The sequence below is a fragment of the Streptomyces sp. NEAU-sy36 genome, assembly GCF_013423905.1.
GTDB classification, from domain to species: domain Bacteria; phylum Actinomycetota; class Actinomycetes; order Streptomycetales; family Streptomycetaceae; genus Streptomyces; species Streptomyces misionensis.
On sequence record NZ_CP058977.1, the window covers coordinates 6,167,645 to 6,184,398 of the forward strand.

The 16,754-nt window shown below is 74.3% G+C and carries 14 protein-coding genes; 6 read left to right on the plus strand and 8 right to left on the minus strand.

Annotated features, from left to right (window positions below):
• Position 1 precedes the first annotated feature (1 nt).
• Positions 2 to 1,591 (plus strand): alpha/beta hydrolase, encoded by a 1,590-nt coding sequence (locus HZZ00_RS27005; protein WP_180328886.1) that lies wholly within the window; start codon positions 2 to 4, stop codon positions 1,589 to 1,591.
• 24 nt (positions 1,592 to 1,615) lie between these two features.
• Here HZZ00_RS27005 and hemQ read toward each other — a convergent pair whose 3' ends face one another.
• Positions 1,616 to 2,347, minus strand: coding sequence for a hydrogen peroxide-dependent heme synthase (gene hemQ / locus HZZ00_RS27010; RefSeq protein WP_074993884.1), 732 nt, complete (start codon positions 2,345 to 2,347; stop codon positions 1,616 to 1,618).
• A gap of 4 nt (positions 2,348 to 2,351) precedes the next feature.
• On the minus strand, positions 2,352 to 3,806 hold the full coding sequence (hemG, locus tag HZZ00_RS27015; RefSeq protein WP_180328887.1) for a protoporphyrinogen oxidase: 1,455 nt from the start codon (positions 3,804 to 3,806) through the stop codon (positions 2,352 to 2,354).
• Between the two features lie 92 nt (positions 3,807 to 3,898).
• On the opposite strand from hemG, the gene HZZ00_RS27020 reads away from it, so the two are divergent.
• The 4 genes from HZZ00_RS27020 (at position 3,899) to HZZ00_RS27035 (ending at position 8,758) form a co-directional block, all read left to right on the plus strand.
• Positions 3,899 to 5,284, plus strand: a complete 1,386-nt coding sequence (locus HZZ00_RS27020; protein WP_180328888.1) for an FAD-dependent oxidoreductase — start codon at positions 3,899 to 3,901, stop codon at positions 5,282 to 5,284.
• A 52-nt stretch (positions 5,285 to 5,336) separates the two neighbouring features.
• Positions 5,337 to 6,161, plus strand: a complete 825-nt coding sequence (locus tag HZZ00_RS27025) for a rhomboid family intramembrane serine protease (RefSeq protein ID WP_180328889.1) — start codon at positions 5,337 to 5,339, stop codon at positions 6,159 to 6,161.
• A 378-nt stretch (positions 6,162 to 6,539) separates the two neighbouring features.
• Positions 6,540 to 7,601 carry a helix-turn-helix domain-containing protein gene (locus HZZ00_RS27030; protein WP_257586012.1) on the plus strand — a complete coding sequence of 354 codons (1,062 nt, stop codon included), beginning with the start codon at positions 6,540 to 6,542 and terminating at the stop codon, positions 7,599 to 7,601.
• A 155-nt stretch (positions 7,602 to 7,756) separates the two neighbouring features.
• Positions 7,757 to 8,758: an alpha/beta hydrolase gene (locus HZZ00_RS27035; protein ID WP_180328891.1), complete on the plus strand. Its 1,002-nt coding sequence runs from the start codon at positions 7,757 to 7,759 to the stop codon at positions 8,756 to 8,758.
• Between the two features lie 74 nt (positions 8,759 to 8,832).
• On the opposite strand, the gene HZZ00_RS27040 is transcribed toward HZZ00_RS27035, so the two are convergent.
• From HZZ00_RS27040 to hemE, 6 genes are all read right to left on the minus strand, one after another.
• Complete coding sequence (locus HZZ00_RS27040; RefSeq protein ID WP_180328892.1) at positions 8,833 to 9,273, minus strand: SsgA family sporulation/cell division regulator; 441 nt, start codon at positions 9,271 to 9,273, stop codon at positions 8,833 to 8,835.
• A 163-nt stretch (positions 9,274 to 9,436) separates the two neighbouring features.
• Positions 9,437 to 11,704, minus strand: coding sequence for a helix-turn-helix domain-containing protein (locus HZZ00_RS27045; RefSeq protein ID WP_257585409.1), 2,268 nt, complete (start codon positions 11,702 to 11,704; stop codon positions 9,437 to 9,439).
• Between the two features lie 327 nt (positions 11,705 to 12,031).
• Complete coding sequence (locus HZZ00_RS27050) at positions 12,032 to 13,222, minus strand: low temperature requirement protein A (RefSeq protein ID WP_257585410.1); 1,191 nt, start codon at positions 13,220 to 13,222, stop codon at positions 12,032 to 12,034.
• On the minus strand, positions 13,219 to 14,055 hold the full coding sequence (locus tag HZZ00_RS27055) for an alpha/beta fold hydrolase (RefSeq protein WP_180328893.1): 837 nt from the start codon (positions 14,053 to 14,055) through the stop codon (positions 13,219 to 13,221). The genes HZZ00_RS27050 and HZZ00_RS27055 overlap by 4 nt, the downstream gene beginning before the upstream one ends.
• A gap of 40 nt (positions 14,056 to 14,095) precedes the next feature.
• Positions 14,096 to 14,431, minus strand: coding sequence for a GNAT family N-acetyltransferase (locus tag HZZ00_RS27060; protein ID WP_180328894.1), 336 nt, complete (start codon positions 14,429 to 14,431; stop codon positions 14,096 to 14,098).
• Positions 14,432 to 14,687: 256 nt separating this feature from the next.
• Positions 14,688 to 15,755, minus strand: a complete 1,068-nt coding sequence (hemE, locus tag HZZ00_RS27065) for a uroporphyrinogen decarboxylase (protein WP_180328895.1) — start codon at positions 15,753 to 15,755, stop codon at positions 14,688 to 14,690.
• A 110-nt stretch (positions 15,756 to 15,865) separates the two neighbouring features.
• On the opposite strand from hemE, the gene HZZ00_RS27070 reads away from it, so the two are divergent.
• Entirely contained in the window at positions 15,866 to 16,543 is a 678-nt protein-coding gene (locus HZZ00_RS27070) for a DUF3000 domain-containing protein (RefSeq protein WP_180328896.1), read from the plus strand.
• Positions 16,544 to 16,754 lie beyond the last annotated feature (211 nt).

Sequence of the window (16,754 nt, forward strand, 5' to 3'; positions counted from 1 at the left end):
CGTGAAGACCGTCGCCCTGTACTCGGCCGCCGGGGCCTTGCTGCTGACCACACTGGGCGCCGCCCCGGCGGGGGGCGCGACGGCCGTCCCCGGCGCCGCCGAGCTGCGGGGCACCATCGTGGCCGCCGTCCGCGCCCGTGCCGCGGGGATCCGCTTCGGCCCCTGCGACCCCGCCGACGTGCCACGGATCCCGCACTCCCCCGCCGGACTGCGCTGCGGCACCGTCGCCGTCCCGCTGGACTACGCGGACCCGGACGGCGCACAGATCCGGCTCACCGTCAGCCGCACCCCGGCCACCGGGAAGGACGGCGGGCGGACGGTGCCCCGGCGCGGCGCCCTCGTCTACAACCCGGGCGGTCCCGGCGCCTCCGGGATGTACTTCGCGCTGGCCGGCACGCTTCCCGCCTGGCGGCGGATCGCGGCGGCCTACGACCTCGTCGGCTACGCCCCGCGCGGCGTCGGCCGGTCGGCACCGCTGTCCTGCGAGGACCCGAAGCTGTACGGCAAGGCGCCCACCCAGGCGCCGACGCACCCCTCGGAGGCGTACAAGCGGCAGCGCGTCGCCGAGGCGAAGGCGTACGCGCGCGGCTGCGCCCGGCGCTCGGGCCCCGGCCTGCGCTTCTTCAACTCCCTCAACAACGCGCGGGACCTGGACGTCCTGCGGGCCGCGCTGGGCGAGCACCGGCTGACGTTCATGGGCGCGTCGTACGGCACCTACTTCGGCGCGCTGTACGCGGCGATGTTCCCCGCCCATGTGCGGCGGATGGTGCTGGACTCGGCGGTGAACCCGGCCCCGGAGAAGGTCTGGTACCGCGGCAACCTCGACCAGTCGGCCGCGTTCGAGGAGCGCTGGGCGGACTTCCGGGACTGGATCGCCCGGCACGACGACGTGTACCGGCTCGGCGACACCCCGCGGAAGGTGCAGGCCGGTTACGACAGGGCCGCCGCGCGGCTGGCCCGGGAGCCGGCGGGCGGGAAGGTCGGCCCCGGGCAGTTGCAGAACGCGTTCCTGACGGCCGGGTACTACGACACCTACTGGCCGAGCCGGGCCGCCGCCCTCTCCGCGTATCTGCGCGGCGACCCGAAGCCGCTGATCGCGGTGGCCGCGCCGGGTCCCGGCTCGGCCGCGGCGGAGAACGGCGGCGCCGTCTACACGGCCGTCGAGTGCAACGACGCGCCGTGGCCCACCAGCTGGGCGGTGTGGGACCGGGACAACACCCGGCTGGCGCGGGTGGCGCCGTTCGAGACGTGGGACAACGCGTGGACGAACCTGCCCTGCGCCTACTGGCCCGCGCCCCGGCAGCGGCCGCTGGACGTGCGCACCGGCCCCGGCGAGCTGCCGCCGGTGCTGATCCTGGCGGCCGAGCGGGACGCGGCGGCGCCGTACGCGGGGGCGCTGGAGATGAACCGGCGGCTGGCCGGCTCCCGGCTGGTGACCGAGCGGGACGCGGGCACGCACGGCATCGGAGGCGGCCCCAACGCGTGCGTCGGCGCATACCTGGACGGCTACCTGCTGGCGGACCGCCTCCCCGAACGGCACGCCTCCTGCGCGCCCCACGCGGAGCCCGAACCGGATGCCCGCCGGAGCTGACCGGCGGGACCGGCGGGCAGGCCCTTACGCCAGGTCGGCCACCAGCTGGGCGACGTCCTTGCGGCGGCCCGTGAAGAACGGGATCTCCTCGCGGACGTGCATCCGGGCCTCGGAGCCGCGCAGGTGGCGCATCAGGTCGACGATGCGGGCCAGCTCGTTGGCCTCGAAGGCGAGGATCCACTCGTAGTCGCCGAGCGAGAACGAGGCGACGGTGTTGGCGCGCACGTCCGGGAAGCCGCGGGCCATCTTGCCGTGGTCGGCGAGCATGCGGCGGCGGTCCTCGTCGGGCAGCAGGTACCAGTCGTAGGAGCGCACGAAGGGGTAGACGCTCACGTAGTCGCGGGGCGTCTCGTCGGCGAGGAACGCCGGGATGTGCGAGCGGTTGAACTCGGCCGGGCGGTGCAGCGCCATGTTGGACCACACCGGCTCCAGCGCGCGGCCCAGCTTGGTGCGGCGGAAGAGGTTGTAGGCCTCCTGGAGCTGGTCGCTGGTCTCGGCGTGCCACCAGATCATCAGGTCCGCGTCGGCCCGCATGCCGGACAGGTCGTACGTGCCGCGGATGGTCACGTCCTTGGCGGCGAGCTGGTCGAACAGCTCCTGGACCTCGTCGGCGTAACCCGCGCGGTCGGCCGGCAGCACGTCCTTCAGCTTGAAGACGGACCACAGGGTGTAGCGGATGACATCGTTGAGGTCCTTGGCCAGCTTGCCCTTGTTGGGGATCCTGCCGGACTCGATGATGGGGGCGTCGTCACTCATGTTCCTATTCTCCCGCTCCGCCATGAAGGCTCTGCACCGGGTGGGCCGTCAGTTCCTCGACCCCGCTGGAATCCCCGGACAGCTGGTCCACGGCCGCGTGGGCACTGGCGATGCACGCCGGGACGCCCACGCCGTCGTACTGCGCGCCGCACACCGCGAGGCCCGGCAGCTTCGCGAGGTGCTCACGGATCCGGGCCACGCGCGCGTGGTGCCCGACCGGGTACTGGGGCAGCCCCTCGGTCCAGCGGGTGACGCGGGTCTCGACGGGTTCGGCCTCAATGCCGACGGCCTCGCGCAGGTCGTGCCGGGAGACCTCGACGAGGTCGGCGTCGTCCCGGCCGAGCACCGCGGTCTCGCCGTACCGTCCGACGGAGGTGCGCAGCACGACCGTCTGCGGGTCCTCCTCGGCGATCCACCCCCACTTCTGGGAGGCGAAGGTGGCGGCCTTGATGGTGCGTCCGTCGACGGGCGGGACCAGGAAGCCGCTGCCCTCGGGCAGGGACAGGTCGGCGCGCCGGTAGGCGAGGGTGATCAGGGCCATCGAGGCGTACTCGACGGCGGACAGTTCGGCGGCGGCCGCGGGGCACTCCGCGCGCAGCAGCCGCGCGGCGGCCGGGGCGGGTACGGCGACGACCACGGCGTCGGCGCGCAGCTCGCGCTCCCCGGCGGTGACGCGCCAGCCGCCCGCGGGCTCGCGGCGCAGTGCGGTGACGGGGGTGCCGGTGAGGATCTCGCCGCCGTGCGCCCGCACCGATTCGGCGACCGCGAGCGGCAGGGTGCCCACCCCGCCCTCGATGCCCATGAAGACGGGCCCGGTCTGCCGGTTCGCCGCCGCCTTGGCCTGGATCTCGCGGACGCCCTCGGTGAGTGAGGTGTGCGCGCGGGCGGCCTGGAAGAGCTGGGGGACGGCCGAGCGCATCGAGATGCGGTACGCGTCGCCCGCGTACACCCCGCCGAGCAGGGGCTCGACCAGGCGGTCCACGACCTCGCGGCCGAGCCGGGCCGCCACGTACTCCCCCACCGCCACGTCGTCGCCGACCTCGGTGCGGGGCAGTTCGGCGTCCCGCTCGATGCGGGCCAGGCCGTCCTCGGACAGGACGCCGGAGAGGGCGGCGGCGGTGCCGGGCACGCCCATCACATGGCCCTTGGGCATGGGGCGCAGCGCGCCCCGGGTCCAGATGGCGGCGCTCGCGACGGCGGGCGGCTGGAGCCGGTCGGCGAGGCCCACCTCGCGGGCGAGGGCCACCGCCTCGGGCCGGCGGGCCAGCATCGACTCGGCGCCCAGGTCGACCCGGACGCCCGCGATCTCACCGGGCAGCAGCTTGCCGCCGACCCGGTCGGCGGCCTCCAGCACCGTCACCCGCGCGCCGCGCGTCAGCAGCCGGTGCGCGGCGGCCAGCCCGGCGATGCCGGCTCCGATGACGACGACCTGCCCCGGACTCGTACCCGTTGTGCTCATGCCCCCCACTCTCTCAGACGGCACCGACGGTCCTGGTAGGGCCACAGGTCCCCCGGTGCCGCGCGCCACGGTGAGCGTCTAGCGTTGCCCCCATGAGCGTGCATCAGGGGCGGGAGCGGCTGGTCGTCGTCGGCGGGGACGCGGCCGGCATGTCGGCGGCGTCGCAGGCGCGGCGGATGAAGGGGCCCGAGGAGCTGGAGATCGTGGCGTTCGAGCGCGGTCACTTCACCTCCTACTCGGCGTGCGGCATCCCGTACTGGGTGGGCGGCGCGGTCGCCGAGCGGGACGCGCTGATCGCCCGCACCCCCGAGGAGCACCGCGCCCGGGGCATCGACCTGCGGCTGCGCACCGAGGTCACGGAGCTGGACGTGTCCGGCGGGCGGGTGCGGGCGCGGGACGTCGACTCCGGCGCCGAGTCGTGGACGTCGTACGACCGTCTGGTGATCGCCACCGGGGCCCGTCCGGTGCGCCCGGAGCTGCCGGGCGCGGACGCCTCCGGGGTGCACGGGGTGCAGACCCTGGACGACGGGCAGGCGCTGCTGGACACCCTGGCCGAGGCCCGTGGGCGGCGCGCGGTGGTCGTGGGCGCCGGGTACATCGGCGTGGAGATGGCCGAGGCCCTGATCGACCGGGGCTTCGAGGTGACGGTCGTCAACCGCGGCGAGGAGCCGATGTCGACCCTGGACCCGGACATGGGCCGCCTGGTGCACCGCGCCATGGAAGGCCTGGGCATCACCATGGTGAACGACGCCGAGGTCACCAAGATCCTCACCGGTCCGGAAGGGCGGGTCCGCGCGGTGGCCACCCAGCACGCCGAGTACCCCGCCGACGTGGTGGTCCTCGGCATCGGCGTGCGCCCGCAGACCGCGCTCGCCCGCGCCGCCGGGCTGCCGCTCGGCGCCCACGGCGGGCTGCTCACCGACCTGGCCATGCGGGTGCGCGGCCACGAGAACATCTGGGCGGGCGGCGACTGCGTGGAGGTGCTGAACCTGGTCTCCGGGCAGGAGCAGTACGTCCCGCTGGGCACCCACGCCAACAAGCACGGCCAGGTCATCGGCACCAACGCGGGCGGCGGCTACGCCACCTTCCCCGGGGTGGTCGGCACGGCGGTCAGCAAGGTCTGCGACCTGGAGATCGCCCGCACCGGGCTGCGCGAGAAGGACGCCCGCCGGGTGGGCCTGCGGTACGAGACGGTCACCATCGAGTCGACCAGCCGGGCCGGCTACTACCCGGGGGCCGCCCCGATGACGGTCAAGATGCTCGCCGAGCGCCGCACCGGACGGCTGCTGGGCGTGCAGATCGTGGGCCGGGAGGGGGCGGCGAAACGGGTGGACATCGCCGCGGTGGCGCTGACCGCGGGGCTGACCGTGGAGCAGATGACCGCCCTCGACCTCGGCTACGCGCCGCCGTTCTCGCCGGTGTGGGACCCGGTGCTGGTGGCGGCGCGCAAGGCGGCCGCGAAGGTGCGGGAAAGCTGACCGTCGCGGGGTCCACTCGATTGGCCCAGGGTTCGGCGGGCACTACTGGTGTGTGGTCATCCCCGTCCATGACGTCAATCCGGTGCGCCGCACCCCCTGGGTGACGTACGCCCTGATCCTCGCGAACGTCCTCGTGTTCCTGTCCACGCCCGGCATGCCCGGCTCGGTGACCGGCGCGGAGAACCTCGCGCAGCTGTGCCACCTGGAAGCCTTCATGAACCGCTTCGCGGCGGTCCCGAGGGAGCTGGTCCACGGCCAGTTGCCGCATCTGGTGCCGACCGGCCAGGTGGGGCTCGGCCCGCACGGCCCGGGCTGTGTGGTGGCGCCGCCCGACTACCGGAAGTCGCCGCCGCTGTCGGTGTTCACGGCGATGTTCGTGCACGGCAGCTGGCTGCATCTGCTGGGGAACATGCTGTTCCTGCTGATCTTCGGCAACAACGTCGAGGACCGGATGGGTCACATCCGCTTCCTCGTCTTCTACGTCGTCTGCGGCTACGCGGCCGGATACGGCTTCGCGCTGCTCAACGCGGGCTCGGCCGACCCGCTGATCGGTGCGTCCGGCGCGATCGCCGGGGTGCTCGGCGCCTACATCGTGCTGTGGCCGAGGGCGCGGGTCTGGGTGCTGGTGCCGTTCCTGATCTTCCTCCCGCTGCGGCTGCCCGCCTGGCTGGTGCTGGGCTTCTGGTTCGTGCTCCAGGCCGTGTACTCGTCCGGGCAGGCGGTCTCGGACGCCGGGACGGTGGCGTACGCGGCCCATGTGATCGGCTTCCTGGCGGGCCTGCTGATCGCCCTGCCGCTCAAACCCGGCACCCCGCCCCCGCCGCAGCCGCCCGGCATCCTCTTCGGCGGCAGGGCGCGGCCACGGCAGGTCTGGTAGGCGCACCGGAGGGCCCGGCCGCCGGAGCCGGTGCCCCCGCCGACCGTCCAGGCCGGCGGGCCGGCCGTTTCCCGCCTCACGGCGCACTGCTCTGTTCCGGCGGCGCACGGGACGCACATCCGCCCGCGCGATTTCTGCCTGCGGTTCTGCCTGGAGACGCGCGTGATCCGCTGCTTGGCTGTTCGGTGCGGGCGGGAACCCGGGCCTCGTCGATGCGGCCCGGTTGCGCTCCAGCGAGGTCGCTGCCCGTACGACGAGCCGTCCGGCCCAGCCGGGCACCGGCCGCGGCCCTCCCGGGCGCCACGCGGCCGGCCGTCCCGTTCCCGTCCGCCACAGCCCCGAAGCAACGCCCCCTGAGGGGAGAACAACTTGAGTACGGTGTTGACGACGGCCTCCGTGCCGGACCGGGACAAGGTCGTGTACTGGAACAACGCGGTGAGCAGGACGCTGGTGCCGATGACGGTCGCGCCGCGCGGCGACGGCCCGTTCGACGGCCGTCTCGCCACCAACCGTCTCGGGTACCTCCAGGTCTCCACCATGGAGGCGGACGCCAACCGGGTCAGCCGCACCCCGGCGCTGATCGCCCGCTCGCCGCAGGAACTGGTGGCGGTGGGCGTCCAGGTGTCCGGCACCGCGACCTTCATCCAGGACGGCCGCAGGGCCGAAGTGGGCGAGGGCGACCTCGTCGTGTACGACACCACCCGGCCGTACTCCTTCGACTACCCGCAGCGGTTCACCACGCACATCTTCCAACTGCCGCGGCGTGTGCTGGGCCTGACGGACACCGACATCCGGCAGGTCACGGGCAACGCCATCGGCACCGGTGACGGCTTCGGCGCGATGCTGCTGCCGTTCCTGGCCACCCTGGCCTCCTCGGCGGACGGCTATCCGCCGGCCGTCGCGGACCGGCTGGCCGGCAACGTCGTCGACCTGTTCGCCACCCTGATAGCCGAGCGGGCCCATCCGGGCGGCCCGGACGCGGACACCGCCCGCGGCCACCTGCTGGCGCGCATCCGCGAGCACATCAACCGGAACCTGGGCGACCCGGACCTGTCACCGGAGAGCATCGCCCGCACCCACCGCATCTCCGTCCGGTACCTGCACCGGCTGTTCCAGGGCGAGGGCACCACCGTGGGCCGGCTCATCCAGCAGCGGCGCCTGGAGGAGTGCGGCCGGGAGCTGGCCCGCCGCGGCAGGACGACCCCCACCGTGTCCGCGGTGGCCCAGCGCTGGGGCTTCGTCAACCCCGCCCACTTCAGCCGGGCCTTCCGCGCGGCCTACGGGGTCTCCCCCCGTGACTGGCGCAACCAGCGCGCCGCCCAGGAGGACGGCGGGCGGTCCGCGGCGGGCACCCCCGCGCCCGGGACCTTCCCGAACCCGCGAGCGGCGTCCACGGCACCGGCCCACCTGGCGGCCGTCCCGGTACCGGCCAACGGGTAAGGTCCCCGATCGAAACCTCGCGGACCGCCCCGTGCCCGCGGCGGCGCCCCGGCCCGGCACCCGGCGGCCAGGCCCCGGACACCGTCCCCGGACCTCCCCACCCCGAACAGCCCTTTCCGTCCTTCCGCCCCTCGGCCCCGCCGGCAGGAGATCGTGTGTCCGACTTCGCTCCCTCGTCCGTCCGGCACCCTGTCCTGGACCGCCCCACCCGAGCCCTGGTGGCCCGGCACGCCGGACTGCCGTCGGCGGACGACCGGAACCCGGAACAGGCCCGGCTGGGCCTGGCCCGCCTCCAGGAGGAGGTCCAGGAGGAGGGCGGCCCGCACGACGAGGCGGCGACCTCCGCGGAGTGGCTCGCGCTCCCGGGCGGGCCGACCGGGCACGTACGGGTGAAGGTGGTCAGGCCCGCCGACAGCGTCGGCGAGATCCCCGTCGTGCTGTTCCTGCACGGCCTCGGCTGGGTGCTGGGCGACGCCGGCACCCATGAGCGCCTGGTGCGCGAACTGGCGCTCGGCGCGGACGCGGCCGTGGTCTTCGTGGAGTACGAGCGCGCCCCCGAGGCGCGGTACCCGGTCGCCGTCGAGCAGTGCTACGCGGTCGCGCGGTGGATCCACGAGCGGGGCGCCGAGATCGGCCTGGACGGGAGCCGGATGGCCGCGGTGGGCGACTCCGCGGGTGCCAATCTGGTGGCGGCGCTGACCCTGCTCGCCAAGGAGCGCGGCGGGGTGCGGCTGCTCCAGCAGGTGCTGCTCTGCCCGGTCACCGACGCCGACTTCGAGACCCCGTCGTACCGGGAGTTCGCCAAGGGCTACTTCCTCGGCCGGGAGACCATGCGCTGGTTCTGGGACCAGTACCTGCCCGACGTACGGCAGCGCAGCGAGGTCACCGCGTCGCCGTTGCAGGCCTCCCTGGAGCAGCTCACCGGACTGCCCCCGACGCTGGTGGTCACCAGCGAGGCCGACGTGGTGCGCGACGAGGGCGAGGCCTACGCGGACAAGCTCCGCGCGGCCGGCGTGGCGGTGGTCTCGATGCGCTACCACGGGACGATCCACGGCTTCATGGTGCTCGCCCCGCTGCACGACACGGACGCCGCCCGGGCGGCCCGCATCCAGATCCTGGACACCGTGCACGTCGCCCTGCACCGGTACGGCGGCTGACCCGGGCGCCCGCACGACGACGGTGGGAGCGTTCCCCGGTCGCCGCCCGCACGCCGGCCGGCCGGAGCGGCCCGTCACCCGCCGTCCGCCAGCAGTTCGGCGACCACGCGGTCCAGGTCGACGAACAGCCCCTCCGCCCCCGGCGGCACGACCGCGCGGGTCCGTTCCAGAAACGCGGTCACCGCCGGGACCGCGATGTACAGCACGGCCGCTCCGCCGCGGGACCTGACGACGATCCGCAGCGCGTTCCGGGGCCCGCAGTGCCAGGGCGTGACCAGGATGTCGCCGATGCCCGCCGGCCGGCGCAGCCCCTGTGTCAGGAGGCTGCGCGCGAACACCCAGTCGACCGTGCCGGTCGAGGTCATCCCGATGGAGAGGCACACGGCGTGGGGGTCCGACCGGTCGTAGCGGAGCTCGGCGGGCAGGGACACCGGCGGTTCGTCGGCGACGACGACGTGCACCACCACCTCGTCGGTGACCGAGGTTTCGGCGGCGCTGAAAAACGGCTGAGTCATGTCTTCCGTCCAGCAGGTTCTGAGGGGGTGGCGGTCTGCGCGACCGACCTTAGAACCGCCGGCGTACGCGGATTGCCGGGGAACGTACGGGGCGTTGCCCGTCAGGGCACCGGGCAGGGAAGCGGCCCGCCGTACCGGTTTCGGCCACCGCGGGGGGTGCGGCTCACTCGGCGGGGAGCGAGTCCAGAAGTTCGCGCGCGGTCGTCAGTGCCTCGGGGTCGACCGCGTCCTCGCCGAGGTCCAGGACCTGGCGGAGGCGGGCGCGGGCCTCCTCGGTCTCTCCCAGTTCGATCAAGGCCGGCCCCAGGTACACCAGCGCCTGGCCGGTCCGGTAGGTCAGGCCGATGCGCTCGGACCGGACCAGGGCGTCGCGGTAGTGGCCGACGGCCTCCCGCCACCGCCCGAGGGCCGCGTGGTCACGGCCGAGTGCGTGGGTCGCATGGGCCCGGACGACATCGGCGACGTGCCCGCGCACCGGACAGTCGGGCGCGTCGAGGAAGGCGATGATGCGCGCGTCCGTGGTCAGCGCCTCCTCGGCGCGGCCGAGCAGGCGCAGGGCGGCCGCGTGGCTCATCATGGCGTTCAGCCAGACCTCGTACGCGCCGGCGGCTTGCGCCACTTCGATGGAGGCGAGGGACTTCTCGGCGGAGGCACGGGCCTCGCCGAGGTACCGGTGGGCGCTCGCCGCGTGCATCAGCGCCGCGGCTTCCTGGGAGACGTCGTTCGCGCGGCGGGCGCATTCCAGCGCCTCACCGGCCAGTTCGACGGCCTCACGGTGGCGGCGTTCGCAGACGTTCAGGGCCCAGGCGTACATGTTGAGGTGGAGGGCCCGCGGTCTCGGGTCGTCCAGCGCGGCGGCGGCCTCGCTGGACAGCCGGTAGACCTCCGGCCAGTGCCCCCAGAAGATCCACAGGTCGCAGAACCACTCCATGGCGTCGGCGGTCCGCACGACCCGGGTGTGCTCGCCGCGCCGCGCGGCGTCGCGCAGCTCGGCGAGCCAGGCGGGAGCCTCGTCACGGAGCCAGGCCCCGGCCTCCTGGGCGCTGCGCAGCGGGTCCGGGCCCCGCCAGGACGGCGGCGGCTCCCCGTACCCGGGCTTGAACCAGCGGCCGGCGACCGTCGCGGTGTCCAGCAGCCACCCGCGCAGCCGGCCCTCGGCCGCCTCCCGCTCCGCGGGCGTCTCCTCGCGCAACAGCCGGGCGCGGCCGAACAGCCGGACCAGGTCGTGCAGTTTGCAACGGCCGTGGAAGGCGACCTGCAGCAGCCCGGCCTCGATCAGCTCCTCCATCACGTCCTCGGCCTCGAACACTCCGGTCTCGCCCAGGGCCGCGCCGTAGGAGGCGGTCATGTCGGGCGCCGGGACCAGGCTCAGCAGGCGCAGCAGCCGGGCGGCCTGGGGAGTCAGCTGCCGGTAGGACAGTTCGAAGGCGGCCTCCACCCGCACGTCCCCGACGGCGAGCGCGCCCAGCCTGCGCTCCTCGTCGGCCAGGCGCCGGGCCAGCCGGCCCACGCTCCACCCCGAGCGCGCCGTCAGCCAGTTCCCCGCCACCCGCAGGGCCAGCGGCAGTCGCCCGCACAACTCGGCGACCCGGGCCACCGATCCGGCCTCCGCGTCCGCGCGCTCGGCACCGAGGATCCGGCGCAGCAGCTCCACGGCCTCGGAGTGCGCCATCTCGGACAACGCCAGCCGGTCGACGTCCTCCAGCCCCGACAGGGGCCGTCGGCTCGTGACCAGGACCAGGCTCTCCCCGCCTGCGGGCAGCAAGGGACGCACCTGCCCCTCGTCGCGTGCGTTGTCCAGCACCACCAGGCACCGGCGCTCGGCCAGCAGCGACCGCAGCAGCCCCGCATGGCCCGCGGCGTCCTCCCGCCCCAGCCGCCTGTCCGACACCCCCAGCACCCCCAGCAGCTTCAGCAATGCCTCGCCGGGGTCCACCGGGCCCGCCACGCCGTGCAGGTCCACCACGAAGCAGCCGTCGGGGAACTCGCCCGCCAGGTCCGCCGCGGCCTTCAGCGCCAGCGTCGTCTTCCCGCATCCCGGAGGACCCGAGACCACCGCCACCGACGCCCCCGCGCCGGTGCGGGCCCGTTCGGCCGCCTGCCGCAGGAACGCCAGTTCGGGACCCCGCCCGGTGAAATCCCGCACGGACCGCTGCGGCACGGTCGAGCCGGACGCCACCGCACGCGCCGCGCGCGTCGTACGCGCCGCACGCGCCGCCGCGATCAGCGCCTCCCGCTCCGCGTCCGCGAGGCCCAGCCCGTCGGCCAGCGCCACCACCGTGCGCCGCTGCGGGACCCGGCTGCGGCCCCGCTCCATGTCGCCGATCGCCCGGACACTGACCCCCGACGCCTCGGCCAGCTCCTCCATCGTCAGCCGGCCCCGCCGGCGCAGTCCGCGCAGCATCGCCCCGAACGGACTCTCGTCCGACACGCCTTCTCCGTCTCCTCGCCCGACGGAAGGATAACGGCGTCCAGCGGCCTGCGGCCGGGATGCCGGCCGCAGGCCGGGGGGGCGAGGAGTGCGCCGAGCGCGCACGGGTCGTGTGCCGAGGGCGCACCGGCCTCGGCACCTCTCGCGAGGAGGCGGCGGAAGCCGGAGCGGGCCTCGCCGAGGCCGCGGTGGGCTCCGCCGCGCACGCCGGTGCCCAGGACCGCCGGGAGGCGTCCTGGGCTCCGGGCGCGCTCAAGCGCCTCATCGGGCCTTCGGCCGGCCCACGTGGGGGCCGGCCGGGCCGCCCCCCTTGGTCCCGGGCGGCCCTCAACTCCCCGTCTTCCACGCCCCCTTCATGGTGACCGCGGCGGCGAGCAGCGCCGACAGGGCTCCGGTGGCCAGGGCGGGCGCCGGGGAGAAGGACGACAGCAGGACCAGGACGGCCGTGCCGAGGAAGGGTGCTCCCTGTGCGACGCTCCTGTGGTGGGGCCGCAGGTGCAGCGCCCACACGGTGGTCAGGAAGACGGCCGCCGGTACGGCGACCATGGCGCCCGCGGCCTGCGGGGCGATACCGGTGCGGTGGGTGACCTGGTCGGCCTCGACGGCCAGGCCCGCCCCGACGGCGGCGGACGCGAAGATCAGGTAGTGGCCGTAGGCCCACCGGAACCTTCTGCCGGGCCCCCGGTGGGTGGTGGCGAGCAGGGTGTGGGCGGGCCGGGCGAAGTACAGCCACCACATGGCGAAGACCGTCAGCAGACCGCCCGCCGCCACCGCGCACAGCTGCCAGGTGCCGCGGTGCTCGTCGAAGGCGGTGCGCACGGCGGCCGTGGCGGAGGCGACGGACTCGCCGAGCACGATCAGGGTGAACGACGCGTACCGCTCGGCGATGTGGTGCGGGTGCCAGGGGGTCGTTCCGGCGGCCTGCGCCCACACCGGGACGCACACCTCACCCGCCACCAGCAGCGCGACACCGGCCGGCCGGACCGCCGCGGGCAGGAGCAGCAGCCCCACCCAGCCGAGCTGGCACACCACCACCCCGATGGCGAAGCGCAGCGCGGTCCGGCGGCGCCGGGGGTCCGCCCGCGCGGCGCGCAGCCAGAGCCCGGCCAGCGCGCATCGCATCACCACGTACCCCAGGGTGATGACGCTCAGGTCGTCCCCGTCGAACGCCCGCGGCACCCCGGCCGCGAGGATCAGCGACCCGGTGATCTGGGCGAACACCGTCAACCGGTACGGGACGTCGTCCGGGTCGTAGGCGGAGGCGAACCAGGTGAGGTTCATCCAGGCCCACCACACGCTGAAGAAGACGATCCCGAAGTGCAGCACACCCGCGGGGCCGTGCCCCGCGCCCACCGCGGCGCGCAGCCCGGTGGACGCCTGGCTCACGGCGACCGCGAAGCACAGGTCGAAGAGGAGTTCCAGGGAGGTGGCGACCCGGTGCTCCTCCCCGGGGTCCCGGGCCCGCATGGGGCCCGGGACGCGCCGCCGCTGCGACGGCGCGCGCCGGAGCGGGCTCACTTCTCCAGGAAGGCGAGGAGGGCCGCGTTGACCTCGTCGGCGTGGGTCCACAGCAGGCCGTGCGGGGCGCCCTCGATCTCCAGGTAGTCGGCGGACGGCAGCGCCCGGTGGAACGGCCGCGCGGTGCCCTCGGCGGGCAGGATGCGGTCGGCCGTGCCGTGCACGATCAGGGCCGGCACGTCGATGGCCGGGATGTCGGCCCGGAAGTCGGTGTACCAGGTCGACGGCGCGGCGGCCGCGGCGAAGAAGCCGCCGCCCGCCGCGACGTTCCAGCTGTTGCGGACGGCTTCCTCGCTGATCCGCGTGCCGAGGTTGTCGTCGAGGTTGTAGAAGTCCCGGAAGAAGTCGGTGTAGTACGCGTAGCGGTCCGCCTTCACGGCCGCGACGACGCCGTCGAAGAACTCCTGGGGCGCGACCCCGTCCGGGTTGTCGTCGGTCTGGAGCAGGCAGGGCTCCAGCGAGGCCAGGAAGGCGACCTTGGCCACGCGGTCGGAGCCGTACGCGGACACGTACCGGGCGACCTCGCCGGTGCCCATGGAGAAGCCGACCAGGACGGCGTCCCGCAGGTCGAGGGTCTCCAGCACGGTCTTCAGGTCGGCCGCGAAGGTGTCGTAGTCGTAACCGGTCGTCGGCCGGCCGGACTGCCCGAAGCCGCGGCGGTCGTAGGTGATCACGCGGTAGCCCGCGTCGAGCAGCGCCGCGCTCTGCCGCTCCCAGGAGTGGCCGTCGAGCGGGAAGCCGTGGATGAGGACGACCGGCTGCCCGGTTCCGTGGTCCTCGTAGTAGAGGTCGATCGGGGCGGAGTTCTCCTGGCCCACGGTGATGTACGGCATGGCTGTGTGTTCTCTCTTCCGAAGTGTCTGGCGGGGGCGGTCAGCTCAGGGCCTGGCGGAGCCAGTGCCTGACGTCCGGGGTGACCGGGTCGGCGATGCCGGCGAACTCCTCGTGCTTGCGGAGGAACGACGCCACGTAGGGGCAGACCGGCACGACGCGCTTGCCCGCCCGCCGTACGTCGGTGAGGGCCTGCTCGACCAGGCGGGAGGCGAGGCCCTGTCCGGCGAAGGCGTCGGCGACCTCGGTGTGGTAGAAGACGCGCTGCTCGTCACGGTCCAGGTACTCGGTGAAACCCGCGAGTTCGCCGTCGACCAGGATCTCGTAGCGGTGTCTGTCCTCGACTCGTTCGACGACGGGGGCGGCGGGCGTGGCCATGTCAGGGTGCCTTTCCGGGGATCGGGACGCGTGACGGCCGGATGCCGGGCGGCCGCCGAGGCGGACCGGACCGCGGGCCCACTCGGCCGCCGACGAGAACGCTAGGGTTCCCCGCCCTCCCGGTGTTGCCCCTGCGTGCACCGCGACCGGCTCGGCAGCGCACCGCCGTGGGCGGACGCGCGTCCCTCTGCGGCCGCCCGGAAACGCGTCCGGCCCCCGGCGGTGCCGGGGGCCGGAGGGTGTTCGCCCTGTTGGGTCAGCGGGCGCTCGCGCCGTGCACGTACTCCACGAGGCGGGTCAGTGCGTCCGGGTCGGTGGTGGGGAGCACTCCGTGGCCGAGGTTGAAGACGTGCCCCTCCAGACCGGCGGCGGCGTCCAGCACCTCCTGGGCCTTGGTCTCGACGGCGTCCTTGCCGGCGAACAGCACGGTCGGGTCGAGGTTGCCCTGGAGCGCCTTGCCGGGGCCGACGCGGCGCACGGCCTCGTCCAGCGGGACGCGCCAGTCGACGCCGACGACGTCCGCGCCGGCCTCGCCCATCAGCCCCAGCAGCTCGCCGGTGCCGACGCCGAAGTGGATGCGCGGCACCCCGTACTCCGCGACCGCGTCGAAGACCTTCGCCGAGGCGGGCAGCACCGAGCGCCGGTAGTCGGCGGGGGCGAGCGCGCCGGCCCAGGAGTCGAAGAGCTGCACCGCGGAGGCGCCGGCCTCGATCTGCACCTTTAGGAAGGCGGTCGTGATGTCGGCGAGGCGGTCCAGCAGGTCGGCCCAGAGCTCGGGGTCGCCGTACATCATCGCCTTGGCGTTCTCGTACGTGCGCGAGGTGCCGCCCTCGACCAGGTAGCTGGCGAGGGTGAAGGGGGCGCCCGCGAAGCCGATCAGCGGGGTGGACCCCAGCTCGCGGGTGAGCATCCCGATGGCCTCGGTGACGTACGGGACGTCCTCGGGGGTGAGGTCGCGCAGCCGGGCCAGGTCGGCGCGGGTGCGGATGGGCTGCTCGACGACCGGGCCGACGCCGGGCTTGATGTCCAGGTCGAGGCCGATGGCCTTGAGCGGGACGACGATGTCGCTGTAGTAGATCGCCGCGTCCACGTGGTGCCGCCGCACCGGCTGGAGGGTGATCTCGGTGACCAGCTCGGGCCGCGTGCAGGACTCCAGCATGGGGACTCCCTCGCGCACCTTGCGGTACTCGGGCAGGGAGCGGCCGGCCTGGCGCATGAACCAGACGGGGGTGTGCGGCACGGGTTCGCGCCTGCACGCCTTGAGGAAGGCGCTGTCGTACGTCTCGGTCGGCTGCTTGCCCGCAAGGGCCTCGTTGGCGGTCACGGGAAAAGTCTCGCATGCCGCCGCGGGCGGCCGTGCGCAGGCGGCGAGGAAGCGCACGTCGCGGGGTGTCTTGCCTGCGCAGGGGCCCGATTCCCCTTACTCTTCCCCGCATGGCTGCGGCTCACGGACGAATGTCGGAAGGCGCTGACGGATTGGGCGACGTGAAGGACACCGAGGAGGCGGACCGGCACTCGGGTGCCGCGGGTCCGCCGGCGTTCCGGGCCGCGGTCGACGCCCTGCGCGCCTGCCGGCTGCGGCCGCAGGTCGAGGTGGAGCCGACCCCCGCGCCGCAGCGGCTCGCGCCGTACGCGTACGCGCTGGAGGCGGTGGTGGTCGACGGCGACCAGGAGCTGGCGGACGGGCGCCTGGTGCTGCTGCACGACCCGGCCGGGCATGACGCGTGGCGGGGCACGTTCCGGCTGGTGACGCTGGTGCGGGCGGAGCTGGAGCCGGAGATGGCGGCCGATCCGCTGCTGCCGGAGGTGTGCTGGTCGTGGCTGACCGGGGCGCTCCAGGCGCGCGGCCTCGGCTACGGCGAGCCCAGCGGCACGGTCACGCGCGCCGGCTCCCACTACTTCGGCGGCCTCGCCGACCGCCCGCCGGCCTCGCAGATCGAGATCCGGGCCTCCTGGACGCCCCGCGAGGGGCTGGGCGGGGTGCCGGACGCGGCGGCCCACCTGGTGTCCTGGTGCGACCTGCTGGCGCAGGTCGGGGGGCTGCCGCCGGCCGGTCCCGGCGACGCCTCCGTGGTGACGCTGCCGCAGCGCAGGGGTCCGCAGTCCCGGTGAGGTGACGGCCGGTTTCGGCCGTCGTCATCCTCTTGGGCGCCTTATTGACCATCTCTTTGTCGATACGGCCACATTGCGCACTCGAAGCGCACCCGCTCGAACCGATTCGATCTTCGGGTGATCGATCGCGTGTCCGAATTGCGCAGATTGTTACTCACTAGATCGTGATCACTCCCTAAAGGCGGACACGTTTGCTGCCGAAGACGACTGT